Annotated in this window: 19 protein-coding genes; 10 read left to right on the forward strand and 9 right to left on the reverse strand. The window is 60.4% G+C overall.

All coding sequences use genetic code 11. The features are described from left to right. Positions 1 to 563 precede the first annotated feature (563 nt). Positions 564 to 1,064, forward strand: coding sequence for a phosphate-starvation-inducible protein PsiE (locus KGA97_RS08920; RefSeq protein WP_008025322.1), 501 nt, complete (start codon positions 564 to 566; stop codon positions 1,062 to 1,064). Here KGA97_RS08920 and KGA97_RS08925 read toward each other — a convergent pair. The 3 genes from KGA97_RS08925 to KGA97_RS08935 form a co-directional block, all read right to left on the reverse strand. Then, positions 1,061 to 1,378 carry a DUF3509 domain-containing protein gene (locus tag KGA97_RS08925; protein WP_008025323.1) on the reverse strand — a complete coding sequence of 106 codons (318 nt, stop codon included), beginning with the start codon at positions 1,376 to 1,378 and terminating at the stop codon, positions 1,061 to 1,063. The genes KGA97_RS08920 and KGA97_RS08925 overlap by 4 nt on opposite strands. Before the next feature lie 285 nt (positions 1,379 to 1,663). Then, the gene (locus KGA97_RS08930; RefSeq protein ID WP_192227760.1) at positions 1,664 to 2,965 is read right to left on the reverse strand and encodes an HAAAP family serine/threonine permease; all 1,302 of its coding nucleotides are present in this window, start codon (positions 2,963 to 2,965) and stop codon (positions 1,664 to 1,666) included. Positions 2,966 to 3,028: 63 nt separating this feature from the next. Next, positions 3,029 to 4,405 (reverse strand): L-serine ammonia-lyase, encoded by a 1,377-nt coding sequence (locus KGA97_RS08935; protein WP_223480620.1) that lies wholly within the window; start codon positions 4,403 to 4,405, stop codon positions 3,029 to 3,031. A gap of 135 nt (positions 4,406 to 4,540) precedes the next feature. On the opposite strand from KGA97_RS08935, the gene KGA97_RS08940 reads away from it, so the two are divergent. Next, positions 4,541 to 5,488 carry a LysR substrate-binding domain-containing protein gene (locus KGA97_RS08940; protein WP_008025326.1) on the forward strand — a complete coding sequence of 316 codons (948 nt, stop codon included), beginning with the start codon at positions 4,541 to 4,543 and terminating at the stop codon, positions 5,486 to 5,488. 213 nt (positions 5,489 to 5,701) lie between these two features. Continuing rightward, on the forward strand, positions 5,702 to 6,109 hold the full coding sequence (locus KGA97_RS08945; RefSeq protein WP_008025327.1) for an HPF/RaiA family ribosome-associated protein: 408 nt from the start codon (positions 5,702 to 5,704) through the stop codon (positions 6,107 to 6,109). Positions 6,110 to 6,321: 212 nt separating this feature from the next. Here KGA97_RS08945 and fecA read toward each other — a convergent pair whose 3' ends face one another. The 3 genes from fecA to KGA97_RS08960 all read right to left on the reverse strand — a co-directional run bounded on the left by fecA (position 6,322) and on the right by KGA97_RS08960 (position 10,310). Continuing rightward, positions 6,322 to 8,655, reverse strand: a complete 2,334-nt coding sequence (fecA, locus tag KGA97_RS08950; RefSeq protein WP_223480621.1) for a TonB-dependent Fe(3+) dicitrate receptor FecA — start codon at positions 8,653 to 8,655, stop codon at positions 6,322 to 6,324. A 231-nt stretch (positions 8,656 to 8,886) separates the two neighbouring features. Beyond that, positions 8,887 to 9,825 (reverse strand): FecR domain-containing protein, encoded by a 939-nt coding sequence (locus tag KGA97_RS08955; RefSeq protein WP_223480622.1) that lies wholly within the window; start codon positions 9,823 to 9,825, stop codon positions 8,887 to 8,889. Next, on the reverse strand, positions 9,822 to 10,310 hold the full coding sequence (locus tag KGA97_RS08960) for a sigma-70 family RNA polymerase sigma factor (RefSeq protein WP_192227764.1): 489 nt from the start codon (positions 10,308 to 10,310) through the stop codon (positions 9,822 to 9,824). The genes KGA97_RS08955 and KGA97_RS08960 overlap by 4 nt, the downstream gene beginning before the upstream one ends. A gap of 182 nt (positions 10,311 to 10,492) precedes the next feature. On the opposite strand from KGA97_RS08960, the gene KGA97_RS08965 reads away from it, so the two are divergent. The 6 genes from KGA97_RS08965 (at position 10,493) to KGA97_RS08990 (ending at position 16,885) form a co-directional block, all read left to right on the forward strand. Continuing rightward, complete coding sequence (locus KGA97_RS08965; RefSeq protein ID WP_008041811.1) at positions 10,493 to 10,786, forward strand: DUF3649 domain-containing protein; 294 nt, start codon at positions 10,493 to 10,495, stop codon at positions 10,784 to 10,786. Then, positions 10,783 to 12,363, forward strand: coding sequence for a PepSY-associated TM helix domain-containing protein (locus KGA97_RS08970; protein ID WP_223480623.1), 1,581 nt, complete (start codon positions 10,783 to 10,785; stop codon positions 12,361 to 12,363). Before KGA97_RS08965 ends, KGA97_RS08970 begins: the two co-directional genes overlap by 4 nt. Further along, entirely contained in the window at positions 12,364 to 12,690 is a 327-nt protein-coding gene (locus tag KGA97_RS08975; protein ID WP_119922357.1) for a DUF3325 domain-containing protein, read from the forward strand. Between the two features lie 4 nt (positions 12,691 to 12,694). Beyond that, entirely contained in the window at positions 12,695 to 13,258 is a 564-nt protein-coding gene (locus tag KGA97_RS08980) for an RNA polymerase sigma factor (RefSeq protein WP_008041802.1), read from the forward strand. Beyond that, positions 13,255 to 14,241, forward strand: a complete 987-nt coding sequence (locus KGA97_RS08985; RefSeq protein WP_223480624.1) for a FecR family protein — start codon at positions 13,255 to 13,257, stop codon at positions 14,239 to 14,241. Before KGA97_RS08980 ends, KGA97_RS08985 begins: the two co-directional genes overlap by 4 nt. Positions 14,242 to 14,455: 214 nt before the next feature. Further along, on the forward strand, positions 14,456 to 16,885 hold the full coding sequence (locus tag KGA97_RS08990; protein ID WP_192227769.1) for a TonB-dependent siderophore receptor: 2,430 nt from the start codon (positions 14,456 to 14,458) through the stop codon (positions 16,883 to 16,885). 126 nt (positions 16,886 to 17,011) lie between these two features. Here KGA97_RS08990 and KGA97_RS08995 read toward each other — a convergent pair whose 3' ends face one another. Further along, a complete protein-coding gene (locus KGA97_RS08995; RefSeq protein WP_008041791.1) occupies positions 17,012 to 17,887 on the reverse strand; it encodes a helix-turn-helix domain-containing protein in 876 nt (291 codons plus the stop codon). 136 nt (positions 17,888 to 18,023) lie between these two features. On the opposite strand from KGA97_RS08995, the gene KGA97_RS09000 reads away from it, so the two are divergent. Next, positions 18,024 to 18,926, forward strand: coding sequence for a DMT family transporter (locus KGA97_RS09000; RefSeq protein ID WP_008025338.1), 903 nt, complete (start codon positions 18,024 to 18,026; stop codon positions 18,924 to 18,926). A gap of 28 nt (positions 18,927 to 18,954) precedes the next feature. Here the strand turns inward: KGA97_RS09000 and KGA97_RS09005 are convergent, their stop codons facing one another. Beyond that, the gene (locus tag KGA97_RS09005; protein WP_223434756.1) at positions 18,955 to 19,464 is read right to left on the reverse strand and encodes a DUF2165 family protein; all 510 of its coding nucleotides are present in this window, start codon (positions 19,462 to 19,464) and stop codon (positions 18,955 to 18,957) included. A gap of 171 nt (positions 19,465 to 19,635) precedes the next feature. Further along, complete coding sequence (locus tag KGA97_RS09010) at positions 19,636 to 20,610, reverse strand: 2-hydroxyacid dehydrogenase (protein ID WP_207285244.1); 975 nt, start codon at positions 20,608 to 20,610, stop codon at positions 19,636 to 19,638. Positions 20,611 to 20,648 lie beyond the last annotated feature (38 nt).

The raw sequence follows: 20,648 nt of genomic DNA on the forward strand, positions 1-20,648 counted from the left end.
CAAAATCTGTACAGCCTCAGATTTCTTGACGGAGTGGCTCACCCGAACCATCGCTCTCAGATCATCGATCCAGAGCAGTCCGTGTGAGTGAAAGGGGGATCAAGGACATCATCTAGGCAGTTGGTCGGTCCGCAAAACGATGAACAAGCGCTCCAGATCTCGGCTGCTGCGGTATACCACTTCGACGGCCATTCACCACCTCACATGCCTTCACGATAGTTGTCTGTTTCGACCACTGTGTTTTTATACAGCGAAAAGGATAAGCGAATCCCTGCGCTTTGGGTAGTGGCTTTTTAATGTAGACCGAAATCAGCGTTTGTCAGGTGGACCGCGTTGCTCCATTCGCGGGCAAGCCTCGCTCCTACGTAGCGGTATTGCCCTGTAGGAGCGAGCGGTGCGGCGGTCCGACTTGCCCGCGAAGGCGCCCGTCCAGACACCACAAAAGTGTCCACTGGCAGCCTATCGCCATCTCACCATCAGCCTCTGGCCTTTTTTCTGCATGCAGAACAACCGTCACGTCCAACCGGCATCATCCGCTCGAACCGAGCTAAGGAAGAATCATCGTGAAAATCAACTGGGCCGAGAACCTGCGGCAGAACGTGCACCAACTGGCCGAATCCCTGGGCAATCTGTTCGTCGAGACCTTCCACTACCTGGCGTTGTTCGCCATCGGTGCGGTGACCGCTTGGGCGGCGGTGATGGAGTTTCTGGGGATGATCGAAGCGGGGCACATCAAGATCGACGACATCTTGCTGCTGTTCATCTACCTCGAACTGGGCGCAATGGTCGGGATTTACTTCAAGACCAATCACATGCCGGTGCGTTTCCTGATCTACGTGGCGATCACCGCGCTGACGCGTTTGTTGATCTCCAACGTCTCGCACCACAATCCGCCCGACCTGGGCATCATTTACCTGTGCGGCGGGATTCTGCTGCTGGCGTTTGCGATTCTGGTGGTGCGTTACGCCTCGTCGCAATTCCCTTCGGTGAAGATCGAACACCCGCAACGCAAGACCGGTGCGGGTTCCAGTGAGCATCCCGAAGTGGAGAAGGGCGAGATTTAAAACCGCATGGCGGGGCGCGGGTGGGCTTTGGTCGATGGCGGCGGCGGGGTGCGATTGTCGCTGTCGGTCATGGCTTCGAGGATGGTCATCGCGCTGTGACCCTGCTCGATGGCGATGCCGAATTGAATACTTTGCACCAGGCGTTTGAGGCGCTTGGGGTCATTGCGTTGTTCGGCGCTGATCATTCGCTTGGCCACGACGCGGCCGCTGTTGGAGAGGGTCAGCATGATGCTGCCGTCCAGCCCCTGAATGCTCAGGTTGATCTGGTAATCCGGTGCAAAGGCATCGGTGATGAGCTGAAAAGGGTTGTCCATGATGCGTCACCGCCTGATTGAACGTGCAGTAGTTGACCGGCCATGATCGGGTTGGTTCGCAACACCGGACCATTGGCCTGTCGCTCGCTGAGGTTTTCAAACATCCTTTTTGCCTCGTCAGGGATGTAGCAAGGGGCATGCCGGAAAGATTGTCGAACAATACTCACTCCTGTAGGAGCGAGCTTGCTCGCGATGTTCGTCAACGATAACGCGTGTTTACCGGGTAAACGTGGCGCTCTCGAGACCATCGCGAGCAGGCTCGCTCCTACAAGAACGTTGCCCGTTTCAGGGCATGAATGAGTAGATGATCGCAGACAGTGCAATCAGACCGATCAACACCACAAACACGTTCGACGCCTGGCCCGAATACTGGCGCAAAGCCGGCACGCGACGGATGGCGTACATCGGCATCAGGAACAACAGGCACGCAATGATCGGCCCGCCGAGGGTTTCGATCATGCCAAGGATGCTCGGGTTGAAAGTGGCCACGGCCCAGCAGCTGAGGATCATGAACAGTGCAGTCATGCGGTTCAGCCAGCTCGCCGACATCACCCGGCCACGGCCACGCAGGCTTTTCACGATCAGACCCTGAAAGCCTTCGCTGGCGCCGATGTAATGGCCGAGGAAGGATTTGGTGATCGCCACCAGCGCAATCAGCGGCGCGGCGTAGGCAATGACCGGGGTCTGGAAGTGGTTGGCCAGGTACGACAGGATCGAGATGTTCTGTGCCTTCGCCGCCGCCAGATCAGCCGGGGACAGGGCCAACACGCAGCTGAAACAGAAGAACATCACGGTCACCACCATCATCCCGTGGGCAATGGCGAGGATGCCGCTGCTCTTGCGCTCGGCCTGCTCGCCGTAACGCTGCTTCTGATCGACAGCGAAGGCGGAGATGATCGGCGAATGGTTGAACGAAAACACCATCACCGGGATCGCCAGCCACAGCGTTTTGAAGAACAGCGGCATCGGCATGCCTTCACCGGCGGTGGCGAAGAACGCGCCGTTCCAGTTCGGAATCAGACTGATACCGAGCAGCAGCAACGCCGCGACGAACGGGTAAACCAGCACGCTCATGCATTTGACGATGACGCCCTGGCCGCAGCGGACAATCGCCATCAAACCAAGGATCAGCCCTAGCGACAGCACCGCCCGAGGTGGCGGTGCGATGTGCAACTGGTGCTCCATGAAACTGCTGAGGGTGTTGGTCAGCGCCACGCTGTACACCAGCAGAATCGGGAAAATCGCGAAAAAATACAGCAGCGTGATCAGTTTGCCGGCACCGATGCCGAAGTGTTCTTCCACCACTTCGGTGATGTCCCCGGAGCGTCCCGACAGCACGAAGCGAGTCAGGCCCCGGTGGGCGAAGAAGGTCATCGGAAACGCCAGCACCGCCAGGATCAGCAGCGGCCAGAAGCCACCCACGCCGGCGTTGATCGGCAGGAACAGCGTGCCGGCGCCAATCGCCGTGCCGTAGAGGCCCAGCATCCAGGTGGTGTCGTGTTTGCTCCAGCCCTTGTGGGCTGTTTCTGTATTGCGTGTCAGGTCTACAGCAGGATTATCGGCAGCAGGTGTACGTACATCGGTCATCGTTATTGGCCTCGTTATTATTCTTGCTCGGGCTCACGTGTTGCGGACGGTCGGGAATGCTCCTCAGCACTCCACCCAGCTGACAGCCAGGCCGCCCCGTGAAGTCTCTTTGTATTTGTCGTGCATGTCGGCGCCGGTATCGCGCATGGTGCGGATCACCCGGTCCAGGGAAATGAAGTGTTTGCCGTCGCCGCGCAGGGCCATTTGCGTGGCGTTGATCGCCTTCACGGCCGCGATGGCGTTGCGCTCGATACACGGCACTTGCACCAGGCCGCCGACCGGGTCGCAGGTCAGGCCCAGGTTGTGTTCCAGGCCGATTTCGGCGGCGTTTTCCAGTTGCTCGGGCGTGGCGCCCAGTACGTCGGCCAGACCGGCGGCGGCCATGGCGCACGCCGAACCGACTTCGCCCTGACAGCCGACTTCGGCGCCGGAGATCGAAGCGTTTTTCTTACAGAGAATGCCTACGGCCGCGGCGCCCAAAAAGAACGCAACGACGTCATCGTCCGACGCGTCCGGGTTGAATTTCATGTAGTAGTGCAGGACGGCGGGAATGATCCCGGCCGCGCCGTTGGTAGGCGCGGTGACCATCCGTCCGCCGGCGGCGTTTTCTTCGTTCACGGCGAGGGCAAACAGGTTCACCCATTCCATCGCCGACAGTGTCGAAGTGATGACATTCGGCTTGCCGATTTCCAACAGGCTGCGGTGCAATTTCGCTGCGCGGCGCGGAACATTCAGACCGCCGGGCAGGATGCCTTCGTGGCGCAAACCCTGCTCGACGCACTCGCGCATCACCGACCAGATGTGCAGCAAGCCCTGACGGATTTCGGCTTCGCTGCGCCAGGCCCGCTCGTTGGCCATCATCAACTCGGAAACCCGCAGGCCATGCTGATTGCAGAGCTTGAGCAATTCGGCGGCGCTGGAAAAATCATACGGCAGCACCACGTCGCTGGTCGGCGCGATGCCGGACTCGGCTTCGGCGGCTTCGATGATGAAACCGCCGCCGATCGAGTAGTACGTTTGCTCCGACAGCTCACCGGTGTCGCCGAAAGCTGTCAGCGACATGGCGTTGGGGTGGTAGGGCAGGCTCTCGTCGAGCAGCAGGAGATCGCGTTGCCAGTTGAAGGCGATGGTGGTTTTACCGGCCAGACTCAGTTCGCCGGTCTCGAGCAGTGTTTTGATGCGGCTGTCGATGCTGGTCGGATCGATGCTGTCCGGCCATTCGCCCATCAGGCCCATGACGCAGGCGCGGTCGGTGGCGTGGCCGACGCCGGTGGCGGAAAGGGAGCCGTACAGGCGGATTTCCACTCGGCGTACGGCGTCCAGCAAATGCTGGTCAATCAGTGCCTGGGCAAAGGTCGCGGCGGCGCGCATCGGGCCGACGGTGTGAGAACTGGACGGACCGATGCCGACTTTGAAAAGATCAAAAACACTGATAGCCATGCTAAAGCCTATACAAGCAATGGAAGAGAAATCGCTGCCATTTTTGTAGGACAAGCGCAATGTCGGCGATACTGCCTACCTCGGTCCTACGTGACCAACGAAACTTCCTAAGACAGCCTTTAGCAGGACTAAACAATGAGTCGCCAATTGCACGCCCAGACTTACGTCTGGCTGCACGTGTTTTCCTGTGCCGCACGGCACTTGTCATTCACCCGCTGCGCCGAAGAACTGCACATCACGCCGGGGGCGGTCAGTCAGCAGATCCGACAACTGGAAGAACGGCTGGGGTTTCGACTGTTCCACCGGCGTGCCCGGGGCGTGGAGTTGAGCGCGCAAGGCCAGCGACTGGCCATTACGGTCAACGAGGCTTACGGCAGCATCGACGCGGAATTGCGACGACTGGATGCGGGAATGATCAGCGGGATTTTGCGGGTGCGGTCGATTCCATCGTTCCTGAGCAAATGGCTGACCCCGCGCCTGCCGCGCTTGCAGCAGCGTTTTCCGGACATTCAGTTGCGCCTGGTGGCCGAGGACAGCAGCGTGCCGTTGCACGAGGGCGACTTTGACCTGGCCATCGACCTGAACGACGGCAGCTACCCTGGCTTGTTATCCACAACCTTGCTCGACGAACAGATCTTCCCGGTGTGCGCGCCGAGCCTTTTGCGCGGACGGCCGCCGTTGCATGGCCCGGCAGACCTGTCGCACTTTCCGCTGTTGCACGACATTACGGCCTGGCGCGGCAGTTACGAGTACGCGGAGTGGGAGTTCTATCTCAACGCCATTGGCTTCGAAGGCGCGGACGTACGGCGCGGGCACACGTTCAATCGCAATCACCTGACCATCGAAGCGGCGATTGCCGGCATGGGCGTGGCGATTGCGCGGCGAACGCTGTTGAACGATGAGCTGGAGCGCGGGACGTTGATTGTGCCGTTCGGGCTGGCGGTGCCCAATCACAAACGTTACGTGTTGCTGTATGCGCCGGGGGCGCTGAGCCATCCGGGCGTGCGCGCGGTGCATGACTGGCTGGTAGAGGAGGCGGGTGTTTTTCGCAGCCTGCACCCGCTGGCGGAGCGGCAGATGTGAGTAATTATGACAAAGAAGTGAAGCGACCCAACTCCCGACCTTAACAGCGCTTTTGCTCCTTGTCCGGCTTTTTTTGCGTATGAAAATTTATCTTTTTTCAGGGGTTGAATTGTTCGTCGTACAGACCGATTGTGTAACCAAGAGGTCACGGTGATGACGCCCAAGGGCCAGCCGAGGGGCCTCTCGCGAGCTAGCTGAAATAAGGGATGAACTATGCAAATCCAAGTCAACAGCGATAACCATATTCAAAGCAGCATCCGACTGGAGGAGTGGGTACGTACTACCATTGAGAGCACGCTCGAACGTTATGAAGAGGACCTGACACGCGTCGAGGTCCATCTGCGGGACGAGAACGGCGACAAGCCCGGTCCCCATGATTTGCGCTGCCAGCTGGAAGCGCGGCCAAAAGGCCACCAACCGATTTCTGTCACCCATAAAGCCGAAAACCTGGAACTGGCGATCGACGGTGCGGCTGAAAAACTCGAACATGCACTGGAACATCTGTTCGGCAAACTGCGGGGCAAACCACGTGCCGCTGTGGTGCCGTTTGAGAGGCGTGCAGCCGATGCGCTGCTGGAAGACGAGTTTCTCGAGAACGAACAGGCTGCACAAAACGGCTGACACCTGATTTAACGTCCCAACGAAAAACGGGCCTGCATTGCAGGCCCGTTGTTGTTTGTGCCGATTATCGCAGCGCCGCGATTCCTTGTAGGAGCGTGGCTTGCCCGCGAAGAGGCCCGGAAATCCAGCGCATATGTCGCTCGTTAAATCGCCTTCGCGGGCAAGCCTCGCTCCTACAGGGGTGAATTGCAGCGAGGCTGTTCAGTTTCAGATCAGAACGCCACCGACGTCTGCACATACACCGTCCGCGGTTCCCCGACGTACTTGCCCTTGTTGTTGTCATCGAACGAGCGTGTGAAGTACTGGTGGTTGAAGATGTTTTTCACCCCCACCGCCACATTCAAATCCGACAACTTCGGCCCGAAGTCATACGCCGCGCGGCTGCTGAACAGCATGTAGCCAGGAATCGTGCCCGTGCTGCCGTCGGCACTTTCTTTCGACGTATTGGCGTTGTCGGCAAACTGGTCGCTCTGATAGCTGCTGTCCAGGTTCAACTTCCACGCGCCTTCGGTATAACCGACGCCCACGGTGCCCTTGTGTTTCGAGGAGAACGGCACACGATTGCCCTTGTTCGGCCCGTCTTCGCGGATGGTCGCGTCCACATAGGCGTACGTGGCGTAGACATCGAAACCGGCCAGTGCCGGGCTCACATCATCGAGTGCGTAGTTGACGCTGGTTTCGATGCCCTGATGGCGAGTCTCGCCCCGAGCGATCACCGAATCGTTGGTCTGATTACTTTCGTACTGATTGTCGAAGTTGATCAGGAACGCGCCGATTTCCGCGCGTAACGCACCGTTGTCGTAGCGGGTGCCCAGTTCCCAGGTGCGCGCCTTTTCCGGTTTGACTTCGCCGCTGGTCACGCGGTTTGGCATCTGGCTGTATTGCACGCTGCCGAACGAACCTTCGGTGTTGGCGTAGAGGTTCCAGCTGTCGGTCAGGTGATAGAGCACGTTCAGCGCAGGCAGGGCGGTGTTGTAGTCGCCCTTGTACTTCTCGTTCGTCAGGTTGTTGGTCTGTTGCGATTCGATCATTTCGTAGCGGATGCCCGGCGTCACTGTCCATTTGCCGATGTCGATCCGGTCATCGACGAAGAACGCGTTGGCCTCGGTGCCGCCGCGCGTATCGCGGTCGTTGCGGCTGTTGGTGGTCGGATACTCGTTACTGGCAATCGGCGTGCGATAGCGCAGTTCGTGGCCGGCTTCGTTGATGTAGCGATAGCCGACACCGACTTCATGGCTGGTCGGGCCAACATCAAAGCCTTGGGCGAAGCGGGTTTCCAGGCCACGTACCCAGTACTCGCGCGGTGACAGCGACAGGAACGTGCCCTGATCCAGATAGCCGCTGCGCAGGGTTTTGGTGAAGAAGGTGTTAGCGGTGAATTCGCGGCGATCTTCCTGATAGCGATAGCCGAAGTTGAACATCGTCCGGCGGCCCCAGAACTGATCTTTCGGGCGGGTCGACTGGTACGGATCGGCATCATAATCGGCGACGTTCAGGCCACCGGGCATGTCGGCCTTGCCTTCGTAATACTGGGCCATGGCATTGAAGCTGTTGGCGTCGTCGAGCTGGTATTTGCCTTTGAGAATCAGGTCGTCGATCTCGGTGTCGCTGTGTTCACGCCAGTCGCCACCGCGTGTGCCGGAATACAACAACGCGCCGCCCAGGCCATTGTCGCCAGTGCCGCCGGCCAGCAGGTTGCCGGTGGTCTTGAAACCGTCGTGGCTGGAGGAGGGGCTGGTTTCGGTCTGGAAACCGCCTTTCACCGTGGGCTCGTCGGGAATCGCACGGGTCACGAAGTTGACCACGCCGCCGACGTTTTGCGGGCCGTAACGCACCGCGCCGCCGCCGCGCACCACGTCGACCGCGTCCATGTTGCCCATGCTGATCGGCGCGAACGACAACTGTGGCTGACCGTAAGGCGCGAAGGGCACCGGGATGCCATCCATCAACACCGTCGAGCGCGACGCCAAGCGCGGATTGAGACCACGAATGCCGAAGTTCAGCGCCATGTCATGGCTGCCGGTGCCGTTGTTGTCCGGCGCGTTGACGCCGGGGATGCGGTTGAGCACGTCCCTGGCCTGGGTTGCGCCCTGGCGTTCGAACTCCTCGCGACGGATTACATCACGCGCGCCGGGATGCTCGAAGACGTTGATTGGCTGCGCATCACCGAGCCAGTCGCCGACCACTTTGGACGTGTCCAGCTCCAGCGCAGCATTGCCCACCGGTTGCAGGCTGAACGCGTTGTTGCCTTCGGCGCGGGCCTGCAGGCCGGTGCCTTCGAGCAAGGCGTTCAAGCCCTGTTCGGCGGTGTAGTTGCCCTCCAGGCCACGACTCTGCACACCGCTGGTGACTTGCGAGCCAAACGAAATCAACACGCCGGCTTCACGGCCGAACTGGTTGAGGGCGTTTTCCAGCGACGATGGCGCGATGTGGTACGGCTTGGCATCGTCTGCGTGGGCGAGTGGCAGCGCGCCGAAGCTCAGGCTGGCGCCCAGCAAGAGTTGGCGCAAGGTGCGGGCCAGCGGGGTGAGGCGGGTGGGGTGCATGGAGGATGATCCTGAGAAGGTGGAATCAAGGTGGCTTTCCTTCTCTGTCACGCCAGATCTGAAAAACGGCTCACGGTTGTGTGAATATTTTTGGGGGCTCTCGCAAGCAACCCCGCTGCCACAGGATTTCTGAACAAACACCGTAACTGTAGGAGCCTGGCTTGCCGGCGAAGGCGGTGTATCAGACAGACCGCGGCGTGCCGATCGCCAGCAAGCCGGCTCCTACAATGATTAAACGCTAGCCTCGACGGTTACCCAATACCGCGTAAAGCGCTTCACCTTCACCGGCAAACTGATTTCCAGCAGATCCAGAATCCGCTCGCTGTCGTCCAGTGGATAAGTCCCGGAGATCAACAAGTCAGCAACTTTCGCATCGCAGTTCAACTGCCCGCGACGATAGCGGCCAAGTTCCTCAAGGAAATCGCCAAGGCGCATGTGCGCAGCCACCAGCATGCCGTCGGCCCAGGCGCCGCTGTTGGCATCCAGAGGCACGGGGTTGCCGATTCCGCGAGCATCAAAACTCAACTGCCGGGCGCTTTGCAGTACCCAGGGTGAACCGCCATCAGGCGTCAATTCAACACGGCCTTCAAACACCGCGACCTGAGTGCGATCCGCAAACTGCCGAACGTTCAGGCGCGCCCCTTCGGTTTTCAACAAGCCTTGTGCCGTGCGCACTTGAAACGTTTTGGACGCCGTCAGCAGCATCTCGCCTTCAAGCAAACGGATCAGCCGTTGCTGACCCTCGACCTGCACATCCGCCGAACTCGCGGTGTTGAGTTGCAATTGGCTGCCGTCTGCGAGCGCGATCTTGCGCCGCTGGCCAATGGGGCTGCGGTAGTCGGCCATCAACGGTGGCAGCAGGTTGTGCTCGCGCATGCCCCAGGTGACGGCCGAACCGGCACCAAGAATCAGCAACAACTTCAGCGCCTGACGCCGGCTACTGGACGTCGGTGCGTTCAGGGCCGCATGCGCCAGCGGCGAAGACAAGCCGCGCAGGCGCTGGTTGACCCGCTGAATATGCTCCCACGCCCGTTGATGCTCGCTGTGCGCATCGAGCCATTGTTGCCAGGCGTTTTGCTGGCGCGGGCTCAACGGCCCTTGCTGCATTTTCATCAACCACTGCACCGCTTGCTCGGCGACTTGCGGTGAAAAATCCGGGGTGCCGTTCATAGGGCGAAGTAGCAGCGCATCGCCGCTTTATTCAGGTGCCGCTTGACCGTGGCGATGGAAATTCCCAGCTCGGCGGCGATCTGTGGGTACGTCAGGCCATCGACCTGGGCCAACAGAAATGCGCGCTTGACCAGGCGCGGCAAACCGTCGAGCAACTGGTCCAGTTCCATCAGGGTTTGCAGGATGATCGCCCGTTCCTCCTCTGACGGAGCGACCCTTTCCGGCATCTGCGCCAGGGCGTCGAGGTAGGCGCGCTCCAGATCCTGACGGCGGTAATGATTGAACAGCACGCGTTTGGCGAGGGTGGTAAGGAACGCTCGCGGCTCGATGATCTGCGGCGTGTCTCGCGCGGTCAGCACCCGCATGAACGTGTCCTGGGCCAGATCTGCCGCGCTGTCCGGGCAGCCGAGCTTGCGCCGCAACCAACCGGTGAGCCAGTTGTGATGGGCGTGATAAAGGACTTCGACGGTGTGGGCTGGCTGCAACGGTAACTCCGAGCGCGGTTTAATGCGTTAGAGAACAAGAATTGTTCGCATTGTAGAGGCGCGAACCCGCTCCGGCAATCGGCGCTGATCGTATCTCTTTTGCGTATGAGAATATTTATCATTAATATTGCCGCCCTGGCCTCGTGATTTTCCCCAGGCCTCACCGGTTTCAAGGTCGAAACATGAAAGTAATCCCCGTGTCCTATCGATTGGCCGTCACCTCCCGAGTGCTGGCCGCCGTGCTGGGTGGCTACATCGTTGCGGCGCTGGCCAGTGTCAGCCTGACGCTGTGGGTGCCCATGGCCCGCGCCGACGCCGTGGTGACCGGGATGATGACTTCGTTTCTGGCCTACCTCGGCGCAGTGATCTGGTGCTTCGCCTGCCGCAGCGCATGGCGGGCCTGGCTCGGGTTGATCGTGCCAAGCCTGGTGCTTGCGGCGATTTCGGGCCTCGCGTACTGGATGGGCCGCACATGAAAGAGGGTTTTCGTCAGGCCATGGCCTGGTTGCACACCTGGGCCGGGTTGATCTTCGGCTGGTTGCTGTTTGCGATTTTTCTCACCGGCACACTCGCGTATTTCAAGGACGAGATCAGCCACTGGATGCAGCCGGAAATCCCTGCGCGTTCGGTGACCTCCGAAGCCAGCCTGACCGTGGCGCAAAACTACCTTCAGCAACACGCTGCCGGCGCCTCACGCTGGCTCATCGACCTGCCCGATGCCCGCGAACCCGGCCTGTCGGTACGCTGGCAGCAAACCCCGGCCAAACGTGGCGAACGCGGCCAGTTCACGGAAAAACTCCTCGACCCGCAAACCGGCGCCGAAGTGCAGGGCCGGGCAACCACCGGCGGCGAGTTTTTCTACCGCTTCCACTTTCAGCTGCAAATGCCGTATCCGTGGGGCCGCTGGTTGTCGACCATCGCCGCCATGGTGATGTTCGTCGCGCTGATCAGCGGGATCATCACCCACAAGAAAATCTTCAAGGACTTCTTCACCTTCCGCCCGCGCAAGGGCCAGCGTTCCTGGCTCGACGGGCACAACGCGGTGGGCGTGCTGGTGCTGCCGTTTCACCTGATGATCACCTACAGCAGCCTGGTGATTTTCATGTCGATGGTGATGCCGGCGAGCATTCTTGCCGCGTACAACGGTGATGCGCGGGCGTTTTACGATGAGGTGTTCCCGGCCTCCACCACACCGGAACGTGCGGACAAACCGGCGCAGTTGGCGCCGTTGGCAACGCTGCTGGAAAAGGCGCGCGAGCAGTGGTCGGGCGGGCGCGTCGGGCGGCTGACGGTGAACAATCCGGGCGACGCGAATGCCTCGGTGGTGCTCGTGCGTGACGGTGCCGACCGTGTGGTCCACGACTTCGGCAGCGCGGTGACCTTCAACGGCGTAACCGGGCAATTGCTCGGCACGACCCCGGAGCAATCGCTGCCGAGGGCGATTGCCGGCAGTTTCTATGGTTTGCACATGGGCCATTTCGCCGGCCCCGTGCTGCGCTGGTTGTACTTCATTTGCGGGTTGGCCGGCACGGCGATGATCGGCACCGGGCTGGTGATCTGGCTCGGCAAGCGTCAGCTCAAACACGCGAAAAGCGCTGTGATGCCGTTCGAATTGCGACTGGTGGAAGTGCTGAACATTGCCAGCATGTCCGGTTTGATGGTGGCGGTGGCGGCGTTCTTTTGGGCCAATCGGGTGTTGCCGGTCGACATGGCCGGACGTGCGGATTGGGAGGTGAACAGCTTCTTCATCGTCTGGGGTTTGAGTGTGCTGCATGCCATGGTCCGCCGGGGCCGCCCGGCGTGGATCGAGCAATTGGCACTGGTGGCATTGCTGTTTGGCGCGATGCCGCTGCTGAACGCCATGACCACGCCGTATCACTTGGGCGTGACGTTGGCGCAGGGCGATTGGGCGATGGCCGGTTTCGATCTGACGTGCCTGGGCAGCGGTGTGTTTTTCGCCTGGGCTGCGTGGAAAATGCAGCGTTCGGGGCAGGCCGAAATTGTCACCCGGGCGCGGGCGCGACCGATCACCCTTGAGCGAGAGGCGAACTGAATGTTGCTGTCGCTGTTGCTCTGTTACGGCGGTTTCACCGCACTGTGTTTATCGATGGATCGGCATCACGCCGAACTGTTGGGCGGCAAGCCGACGGCCCGTCGTCGTCGGTTATTGAAACTGGGTGGCTGGCTGTTGCTGGTCTTGTCTCTGTGGGCGGCGGTGTCTTCGACCGGCTGGGGACTTGGCCTGGTGGAATGGTGTGCGGTGTTGATGCTCAGCGCGTTGCTGCTGGTGCTGTTGATGCCGTATCGCCCGCGCCTGGCACTGTCGATGGCTGCTTTGAGCCTGCTCGTCAGCCCCGTTGCCGCGTTTGCGCAGTACTGACCCGATGATGACTAGCCCTCCGGATTCCCATGACGACGAACCTCGCGGAGCACGTGCGCATTTCCTGCAAGTGTTCCTGTCCCAGCGTTCGCAGATGGAAGCGCTGGTGAACCGTCGTGTCGGCTGCCGGGCAACGGCGGCGGACCTGGTGCAGGATTTGTTTTTGCGCTTCTGGCGTCGGCCGCTGGTGCAGGTCGAAGAGCTCAGCACCTACCTGTTGCGTTGCGCTGGCAACATTGCCATTGACCACTTGCGCAGCGAAGGCACGCGGGTGCGGGTCACTGAAGGCTGGCAACCGGATCAACCGGACAGCCACGGCAGTGAGCCGCAAGCCGCGCTGGAGGCCGGCAACGATTTGCGCCATGTCGAAGCGGCGTTGCGTGCGTTGCCCGAGCGCACGCGGCAGATCTTTTTGCTCAATCGCATCCATGGCCGCAAATACGCCGAGATCGCCAAGGCCATGGGTTTGTCCCAAAGCGCCGTGGAAAAACATATGATGCGCGCCCTCGAAGCCTGCAAGGCCAGCCTGCGGGACCCCGAACCGCGCACGCCAGGGAAAGCACCGTGAATCACATCGAACGCGTCACCCCGACGCCCGCTCAGGAACAGGCCGCTTTCGCCTGGCTGAGTCTGTTGCATGACCAGCCGAGCAGCGGTGATCAGGCCACCTTCAGCCATTGGCTGCAGGCCGATCCCGCGCATGCCGAGGCCTATGCCCAGGCGCAAGTGGTGTGGGAATTGAGCGAAGGCCCGGCGCGGACGCTGGCCAACGAAGACGCGTTTGCCTTGCAGGGTTACCTCAACGCGATGAATCGCTCGCGGCGCAGCAGCGTTCGGCGCTGGTCCGGAGCGTTGGCAATGGCGGCGTGCCTGTTGTTGATGGTCAGCCTCGGTTCAGGCTGGCAGCCGATGCGCTGGGTGGATGATCTGGGTGCTGACTATGTGTCGGCGCCGGGGGAAGTTCGCACCGTCACGCTGGCGGATCAATCGCAGGTCACGCTGGATGCCGACAGCGCCATCGCGGTGGATTTCAGTCGCGGTGAGCGTCACGTGCAGTTGCGTCGCGGCGCTGGTTTTTTCAGCGTGACGCACACCGGCGAGCCGTTTGTGGTTGAGGCTGAAAAGGGCCAGGCGCGGGTGCTGGGGACGCAGTTTGAAGTGCGTTTGCAACCTCACGGCGCGCAAGTGACGGTGTTGTCCGGCCGGGTTGGCGTGACGGCGGACAAGCATGCCGAGCAGCAGATTCTGACCGCCGGCCAACAAGTGGCTTACGGCGAAGGCACGGCGGAAAAACTGCATGCCGTGGACAGCGAAGCGCAGTTGGCGTGGCGTCAGGGTTGGCTCAATTACTACAAGGCGCCACTGGCCGACGTGGTGCAGGATCTGCGGCGTTACTACCCGGGGCGGATTGTGCTGCTCAACGATGAGCTGGCGGCGCGGCGGATCAGTGGCAGTTTTCCGAGCAAGGATCCGCAGGCGGTGTTGAGTTCGTTGCAGGGGGTGATGGGGTTTGAGCAGCAGGCTGTGGGGCATTTGATTATTTTGCGTTGAGGCGTCCGGCCACTTCGCGGGCAAGCCTCGCTCCTACAGGTTTCACTATCCCTGTAGGAGCGAGGCTTGCCCGCGAAGGCGTCAAATCAAACACCCCATCACTCAAATTAAAATATTTTCAAAATGATGGTGAGGTAAACCCAAGCCCCATCCGTGTAGTGACTGAAACTGCGAGTCATTCGCATCCGTAGCGGTTCTACACAGGTCATGAGCAATGAAGTCCAGGGCAAAATCGGGTTCGGTCAAACAGTGGTTGGGTGCTTCGGCGCTGAGCATTTCGGCATTGGCATTGCTGCCATTGAGCGTGGCATTGGCCGCTGAAGCGGGCACGACGCAGCAGCGCACGCAGTTCAGCTTCGCGATGGCCGCCAAACCGCTGCCCCAGGCCCTGAGCGACTTCAGCCGGATCACCGGCATCAGCGTGGTCTACACCGATGAAGCGCCGTACGGCATGACCGCGCCAGCGGTCAGCGGGCAGATGAGCGCCGAACAGGCGATCCAGCGTTTGCTCAGCGGTTCGGGTTTGACCTTCCGTCGTACCGATGCGCACACCATGGCGCTGGAACCGCAGCCCACCGAAGGCGCCTTGAACCTCGGCGCCACCACCATCACCTCGGTGATGGATCAATCCATGAGCTACCAGCCGCCGCCGACCAGTTCGGTGATGCGCTCTTCGGCCTTGCTCCAGGAAATCCCCCAGACCGTCAACGTCATCCCGGCCCAGGTCATTCGCGATCAGGCGCCGCGCAACCTCGACGACGCGCTGGCCAACGTCAGCGGCATCACCCAGGGCAACACGCTGGGCAGCACCCAGGATTCGGTGATGACCCGCGGCTTCGGCGACAACCGCAACGGCTCGATCATGCGCGACGGCATGCCGGTGGTGCAGGGCCGTGGCCTCAACGCGACGGTCGATCGGGTCGAAGTGCTCAAGGGCCCGGCCTCGTTGCTCTACGGCATCCAGGACCCGGGCGGCGTGGTCAACATGGTCAGCAAGAAACCTGAACTGGAACAGTACAACGCGTTGACCGTGCGTGGCTCGACGTACGGCGACGGCAAAAACGGCAGCGGCGGCAGCTTCGACAGCACCGGCGCGCTCGGTGATTCCGGGCTGGCCTACCGCATGGTGCTCGACCACGAGGACGAAGATTACTGGCGCAACTTCGGCACCCACCGCGAGACTCTGGTGGCGCCGTCCCTGGCCTGGTTCGGTGAAAGCACCAAGCTGTTGTTCGCCTACGAACACCGTGAATTCCTTACCCCGTTCGACCGTGGCACGCTGATCGATCCACGCGACAATCATCCGCTGGACATCTCCCGCGAGCGTCGCCTGGACGAGCCGTTCAACAACATGGAAGGGCGTTCTGACCTCTATCACTTCGAGGCCGACCACGAACTCAACGACAACTGGAAAGCGCACTTTGGCTACAGCTGGAACCGTGAAACCTACGACGCCAGCCAAGTGCGCGTTACCGCCATCGACACCAAGAAAGGCACGCTGACCCGCAGCATGGACGGCACGCAAAACGCGATCAGCACCGACCGCTTCACCACGGCCAGCCTCGAAGGCAAAGTGAATGCGCTGGGCATGCAACATGACCTGGTGTTCGGCGTCGATGACGAGTACCGCAAGATCTACCGCGAAGACCTGATCCGCCAGAAAAGCCTGACCACCTTCAGTTACCTCAACCCGGTCTATGGCCGTGAAGTCGCCGGCACCACCGTCAGCCCGGCGGACAGCGCGCAGACCGATCTGCTGCGCAGCGATTCGCTGTTTCTGCAGGACTCGATCCACCTCACCGACCAGTGGATTCTGGTGGCCGGCGGCCGTTTCCAGGAGTACGACCAGTACGCCGGCAAAGGCGTGCCGTTCAAGGCCAACACCGACAGCAACGGACAGAAATGGGTGCCGCGTGCCGGCCTTGTCTACAAGTACACCGACGCGTTGTCGTTCTACGGCAGCTACACCGAATCGTTCAAACCCAACTCGACCATCGCCCCGTTGAGCGGCAGCAGCACCGTGCTCGACGGCAGCATCGCGCCGGAAGAAGCCAAGTCCTGGGAAGTCGGCGCGAAGCTGGATATTCCGGGGCGTGTGACGGGTAACGTTGCCCTGTTCGACATCAAGAAACGCAACGTGCTGGTGGCCAATGCCGAAGGTCCGGTGACCCTTTACAGCGCCGCCGGCGAAGTGCGTTCCCGTGGTCTGGAAGTGGACCTGAGCGGTCAGCTCAGCGATCGCTGGAGCATGATCGGCAGCTATGCCTACACCGATGCCGAAGTCACCGAAGACCCGGACTACAAAGGCAAAAAACTGCAAAACGTGGCGAAGAACACCGGCTCGCTGTCGGCGGTCTATGACTTCGGCACCATTGTTGGTGGCGATCAATTGCGGGTCGGCGCGGGCGCGCGGTATGTCGGTGAGCGGGCGGGTAACGCGGTGAACGATTTTGATCTGCCGAGCTACACCGTGGCCGATGCATTCGCCACCTACGACACCAAGGTCGAGGGGCAGAAGGTCAAGTTCCAGCTCAACGTGAAGAACCTGTTTGACCGCACTTACTACACGTCGGCGGCGAGCCGGTTCTTTGTGTCGATGGGGGATTCGCGGCAGGTGTCGTTGTCCAGCACCTTGGAGTTCTGATCACAGACCGCGTTATCGTTCTTCGCGGGCAAGCCTCGCTCCTACAGGAATCGTGTCGAGTCCAATTTTCGCGATCAACACACATCCCTGTAGGAGCGAGGCTTGCCCGCGAAGGCGGCTTCCGGGTCAGCGCAAAAACGCCTGCCGATACTCGCCAGGCGTCCCACCGAGAACCTGCCGAAACCGATTGGTGAAGTGACTCGCACTGGCAAACCCACTCGCCAATGCAATCTCCCCCAGCGGCTGCGATGTCGAACGCAACAACTCCCGCGCCCGACTCAGTCGCCTTGCCAACACATACTGATGCGGCGGCAAGCCGAAGCTCTCCCGGAACATCCGCGCAAAGTGATACTCCGACAGCGCACACAACCCCGCCAACTGCCCAAGGCTGATGGCTTCGGCCAACTGATTGTCGATGAACTCGACCAGTTGCCGCCGCTGGTGCGCCGCCAATCCGCCCTTGAGCCGCAAGCCGTCGCGCATGCCGACCTGGCCGAGCAACACGTGGCTGAGCATTTCATGGGCCAGGCTGCTGGTCAGCAGGCGTTCGCCGGGCTCATCCCAGTTGAGCGTGAGCATCTGGCGAAAGCGCCGGGCTTGCTGCGGGTCGTCGAGAAAAGTCCCTTCGCGCAACTGCAATTCGCGAGGTTCGCGGTCCAGCAGCGTGACGCAACCGAGGGCGAATTGTTCAGGGCTGAAATACAGATGGGCCAGGCGAATGTCGCCATTGATTACCCAGCCTGACTGATGGTCGGCCGGCAGAATGCACAGTTTGTCCGGACCGCCCTTGGTGCCGGGCTGATCGCGGCGAAAAGTGCCGGTGCCGCCCGCGATGTAACAGGACAAGGTGTGATGGCTCGGTGCTTCGTAATCCTGGGCGTCGTGATGGTTGCTCCACAAGGCTGCAGCCATGCCGTCACCGAGCTCGGCGCTGTGCTCGAGGCGAGCATTGGGCGAGCGGTTGAGGGCTTGAAAGACTTGCAGTGATTCCAGTGCGGGCATGATCGTTTCTCCAACGCTTCGCATCCTACTCCGTAGACGTTGGCCTGCCAGCCTCTGCACCGACAAAAGCGCAAGTTTATGCAAGTGCGAAAAAGTTTGGCGCAGGACACTGGGCACCTATTGAGGAGCCTTCGCCATGAACCTTTCGCTGTATTTGCTGACCGTGCTGATCTGGGGCACCACCTGGATTGCCTTGAAATGGCAACTGGGCGTGGTGGCCATCCCGGTGTCGATCGTCTATCGCTTCGGCCTCGCCGCGCTGGTGCTGTTCGTGATGCTGTTGCTCAGCCGCAAGCTGCAAGTGATGAACCGTCGCGGACACCTGATCTGCCTGGCGCAGGGCCTTTGCCTGTTTTGCATCAACTTCATGTGCTTCCTGACGGCCAGCCAATGGATCCCCAGTGGCCTGGTAGCCGTGGTGTTTTCCACTGCCACGCTGTGGAATGCCCTGAATGCGCGGGTGTTCTTCGGCCAGAAAATCGCCCGCAACGTCCTGTTGGGTGGCGCGCTCGGTTTGTTCGGGCTGGGGTTGCTGTTCTGGCCGGAGTTGGCCGGCCACACCGCCAGCCCGGAAACCTTGCTGGGCCTGGGCCTGGCCTTGTTGGGCACGCTGTGCTTCTCGGCGGGCAACATGCTGTCCAGCCTGCAACAGAAGGCCGGGCTCAAGCCGCTGACAACCAATGCCTGGGGCATGGCCTATGGCGCGGCGATGCTGTCGGTGTGGTGCCTGGTCAAAGGCATTCCGTTCGAGATGGAATGGAATGCGCGTTACATCGGCTCGCTGCTGTACCTGGTCATTCCGGGTTCGGTGATCGGCTTCACCGCCTACCTGACGCTGGTCGGGCGCATGGGCCCGGAGCGCGCAGCCTATTGCACGGTGCTGTTCCCGGTGGTGGCGCTCAATGTCTCGGCGTTTGCCGAAGGCTACCAATGGACCGCACCGGCGCTGATGGGCCTGGTGTTGGTGATGCTGGGCAACGTGCTGGTGTTCCGCAAACCCAAGGCACCGATGGTGCAGGGGAGCGGCAAGCTGGCTTGAAGATGTTGCGGATCGGGTGCGTGTGCACTCAGCGCTCGATCCGGATGGCCACATAGATCATTAACGGCATGATGAAATCAACGATATGTCGGGCCCAGTCTTTATAGTTCCATTGTTGTGATTCATCCATGTTGAACCATTCGACACCCACAACCTGAAAACACACGTAGTAGATAAATACGGCAATCAGTAAGCCAATCAGTGCATATTTCTTTGCCTCGTGAAACTTTTTGGCGCTGGTGTTTATATTCTTGAATAGTTGGTAAGTGCCCATCATGCAAAAGGCGGTGAAGAGGACTTCGAGTGTAATGATCAGCCAGTAAATCCTGTGATGGGCCATGGGGGAGGTAATGGCGCGATAGCTGTATTTCTCGCCCTCGTGCGTGGTGTCCATGCTGAGGATGTGGGCGATGTATTCGTAGTTGGAAGGGTAGTCGGTGAAGTTGCTAAACAACATTAAAAAACCAAAGAAGCTTATAAATAGCATCAATGTGGCTTTGCTGATTCTAATTGTTTGCTCGGTCGTCAAGTGGTTCAAGGTAATAGTTCTCCAGAACGGGTTCCCGTCAGAGCGGGTAAGTAAGGAGAGTCTATAGCGAAGTGTATTTGTTGAGGGGTGGACTAAATTACAAGTTGTGTATTTGTTGTTTTGTAACGTGTGAGGTTTAGTTGTAGACGGGCAGGCGCTTTAATCGCCTGCCCGTTTTTTTCAGCCTTTCCAGACTTGCGGGTTCACCAGGTCCTGCGGTCGTTCACCCAACAAGGCGCTGCGCAGGTTGGCCAAGGCGCGATTGGCCATCGCTTCACGGGTTTCATGGGTGGCGGAGCCGATGTGCGGCAAAGTCACTGCGTTTTTCAGTTGGAACAGCGGCGATTCAGCCAGCGGTTCTTTCTCGTAGACATCCAGCCCGGCGCCACGAATCTGGTTGTTTTGCAGCGCTTCGATCAGCGCGGGCTCGTCCACCACCGGGCCGCGGGCGATGTTGATCAGAATCGCGTCCGACTTCATCAGCGCCAGTTCACGGCGGCTGATCAGGTGTTTGGTCTTTTCGCTGAGCGGCACCACCAGGCAAACGAAATCGGCTTCAGCCAGCAACTCATCGAGGCTGCGGAACTGCGCACCGAGCTCTTGCTCAAGTGCCGTTTTGCGGCTGTTGCCACTGTAGATAATCGGCATGTTGAAACCGAGCCGACCGCGCCGGGCGATGGCCGCGCCGATGTTACCCATGCCGACGATGCCCAGGGTCTTGCCATAGACATCGGTGCCGAACAGCGGGGCGCCGACGGTGGCTTGCCATTGACCGGCCTTGGTCCAGGCATCGAGTTCGGCGACGCGGCGGGCGCTGCTCATGATCAGGGCGAAGGCCAGGTCGGCGGTGCTTTCGGTCAGCACATCCGGCGTGTTGGTCAGCATGATCCCGCGTTCGTTGAAGTACGCGACGTCGTAGTTGTCGTAGCCCACCGAGACGCTGGACACCACCTCCAGGCTGCTCGCGTTCTCCAGCTGTGCGCGACCGAGCTTGCGACCCACGCCAATCAAACCGTGGGCATGGGGCAGGGCCTCGTTGAATTGGGCGTTGATGTCGCCTTTTTTCGGGTCAGGCACGATGACGTCGAAATCCTGCTGGAGGCGTTCGATCATGGCGGGAGTGACGCGGCTGAAAGCGAGGACGGTCTTTTTCATGGGAGGCGGGCTCGTCGGGCGTGGAGAATGCCAAGCAC

The organism is Pseudomonas sp. BF-B-15, assembly GCF_019946675.1.
GTDB lineage: Bacteria > Pseudomonadota > Gammaproteobacteria > Pseudomonadales > Pseudomonadaceae > Aquipseudomonas > Aquipseudomonas migulae.

What these genes read in the sequence shown, in the direction of transcription:
- KGA97_RS08925 (WP_008025323.1), bottom strand. Translation starts at nt 1,378, where the DNA reads ATGGACAACCCTTTTCAGCTCATCACCGATGCCTTTGCACCGGATTAC.
- KGA97_RS08930 (WP_192227760.1), bottom strand. Translation starts at nt 2,965, where the DNA reads ATGACCGATGTACGTACACCTGCTGCCGATAATCCTGCTGTAGACCTG.
- KGA97_RS08935 (WP_223480620.1), bottom strand. Translation starts at nt 4,405, where the DNA reads ATGGCTATCAGTGTTTTTGATCTTTTCAAAGTCGGCATCGGTCCGTCC.
- KGA97_RS08940 (WP_008025326.1), top strand. Translation starts at nt 4,541, where the DNA reads ATGAGTCGCCAATTGCACGCCCAGACTTACGTCTGGCTGCACGTGTTT.
- KGA97_RS08945 (WP_008025327.1), top strand. Translation starts at nt 5,702, where the DNA reads ATGCAAATCCAAGTCAACAGCGATAACCATATTCAAAGCAGCATCCGA.
- fecA (WP_223480621.1), bottom strand. Translation starts at nt 8,655, where the DNA reads ATGCACCCCACCCGCCTCACCCCGCTGGCCCGCACCTTGCGCCAACTC.
- KGA97_RS08955 (WP_223480622.1), bottom strand. Translation starts at nt 9,825, where the DNA reads ATGAACGGCACCCCGGATTTTTCACCGCAAGTCGCCGAGCAAGCGGTG.
- KGA97_RS08965 (WP_008041811.1), top strand. Translation starts at nt 10,493, where the DNA reads ATGAAAGTAATCCCCGTGTCCTATCGATTGGCCGTCACCTCCCGAGTG.
- KGA97_RS08970 (WP_223480623.1), top strand. Translation starts at nt 10,783, where the DNA reads ATGAAAGAGGGTTTTCGTCAGGCCATGGCCTGGTTGCACACCTGGGCC.
- KGA97_RS08975 (WP_119922357.1), top strand. Translation starts at nt 12,364, where the DNA reads ATGTTGCTGTCGCTGTTGCTCTGTTACGGCGGTTTCACCGCACTGTGT.
- KGA97_RS08980 (WP_008041802.1), top strand. Translation starts at nt 12,695, where the DNA reads ATGATGACTAGCCCTCCGGATTCCCATGACGACGAACCTCGCGGAGCA.
- KGA97_RS08990 (WP_192227769.1), top strand. Translation starts at nt 14,456, where the DNA reads ATGAAGTCCAGGGCAAAATCGGGTTCGGTCAAACAGTGGTTGGGTGCT.
- KGA97_RS08995 (WP_008041791.1), bottom strand. Translation starts at nt 17,887, where the DNA reads ATGCCCGCACTGGAATCACTGCAAGTCTTTCAAGCCCTCAACCGCTCG.
- KGA97_RS09000 (WP_008025338.1), top strand. Translation starts at nt 18,024, where the DNA reads ATGAACCTTTCGCTGTATTTGCTGACCGTGCTGATCTGGGGCACCACC.
- KGA97_RS09010 (WP_207285244.1), bottom strand. Translation starts at nt 20,610, where the DNA reads ATGAAAAAGACCGTCCTCGCTTTCAGCCGCGTCACTCCCGCCATGATC.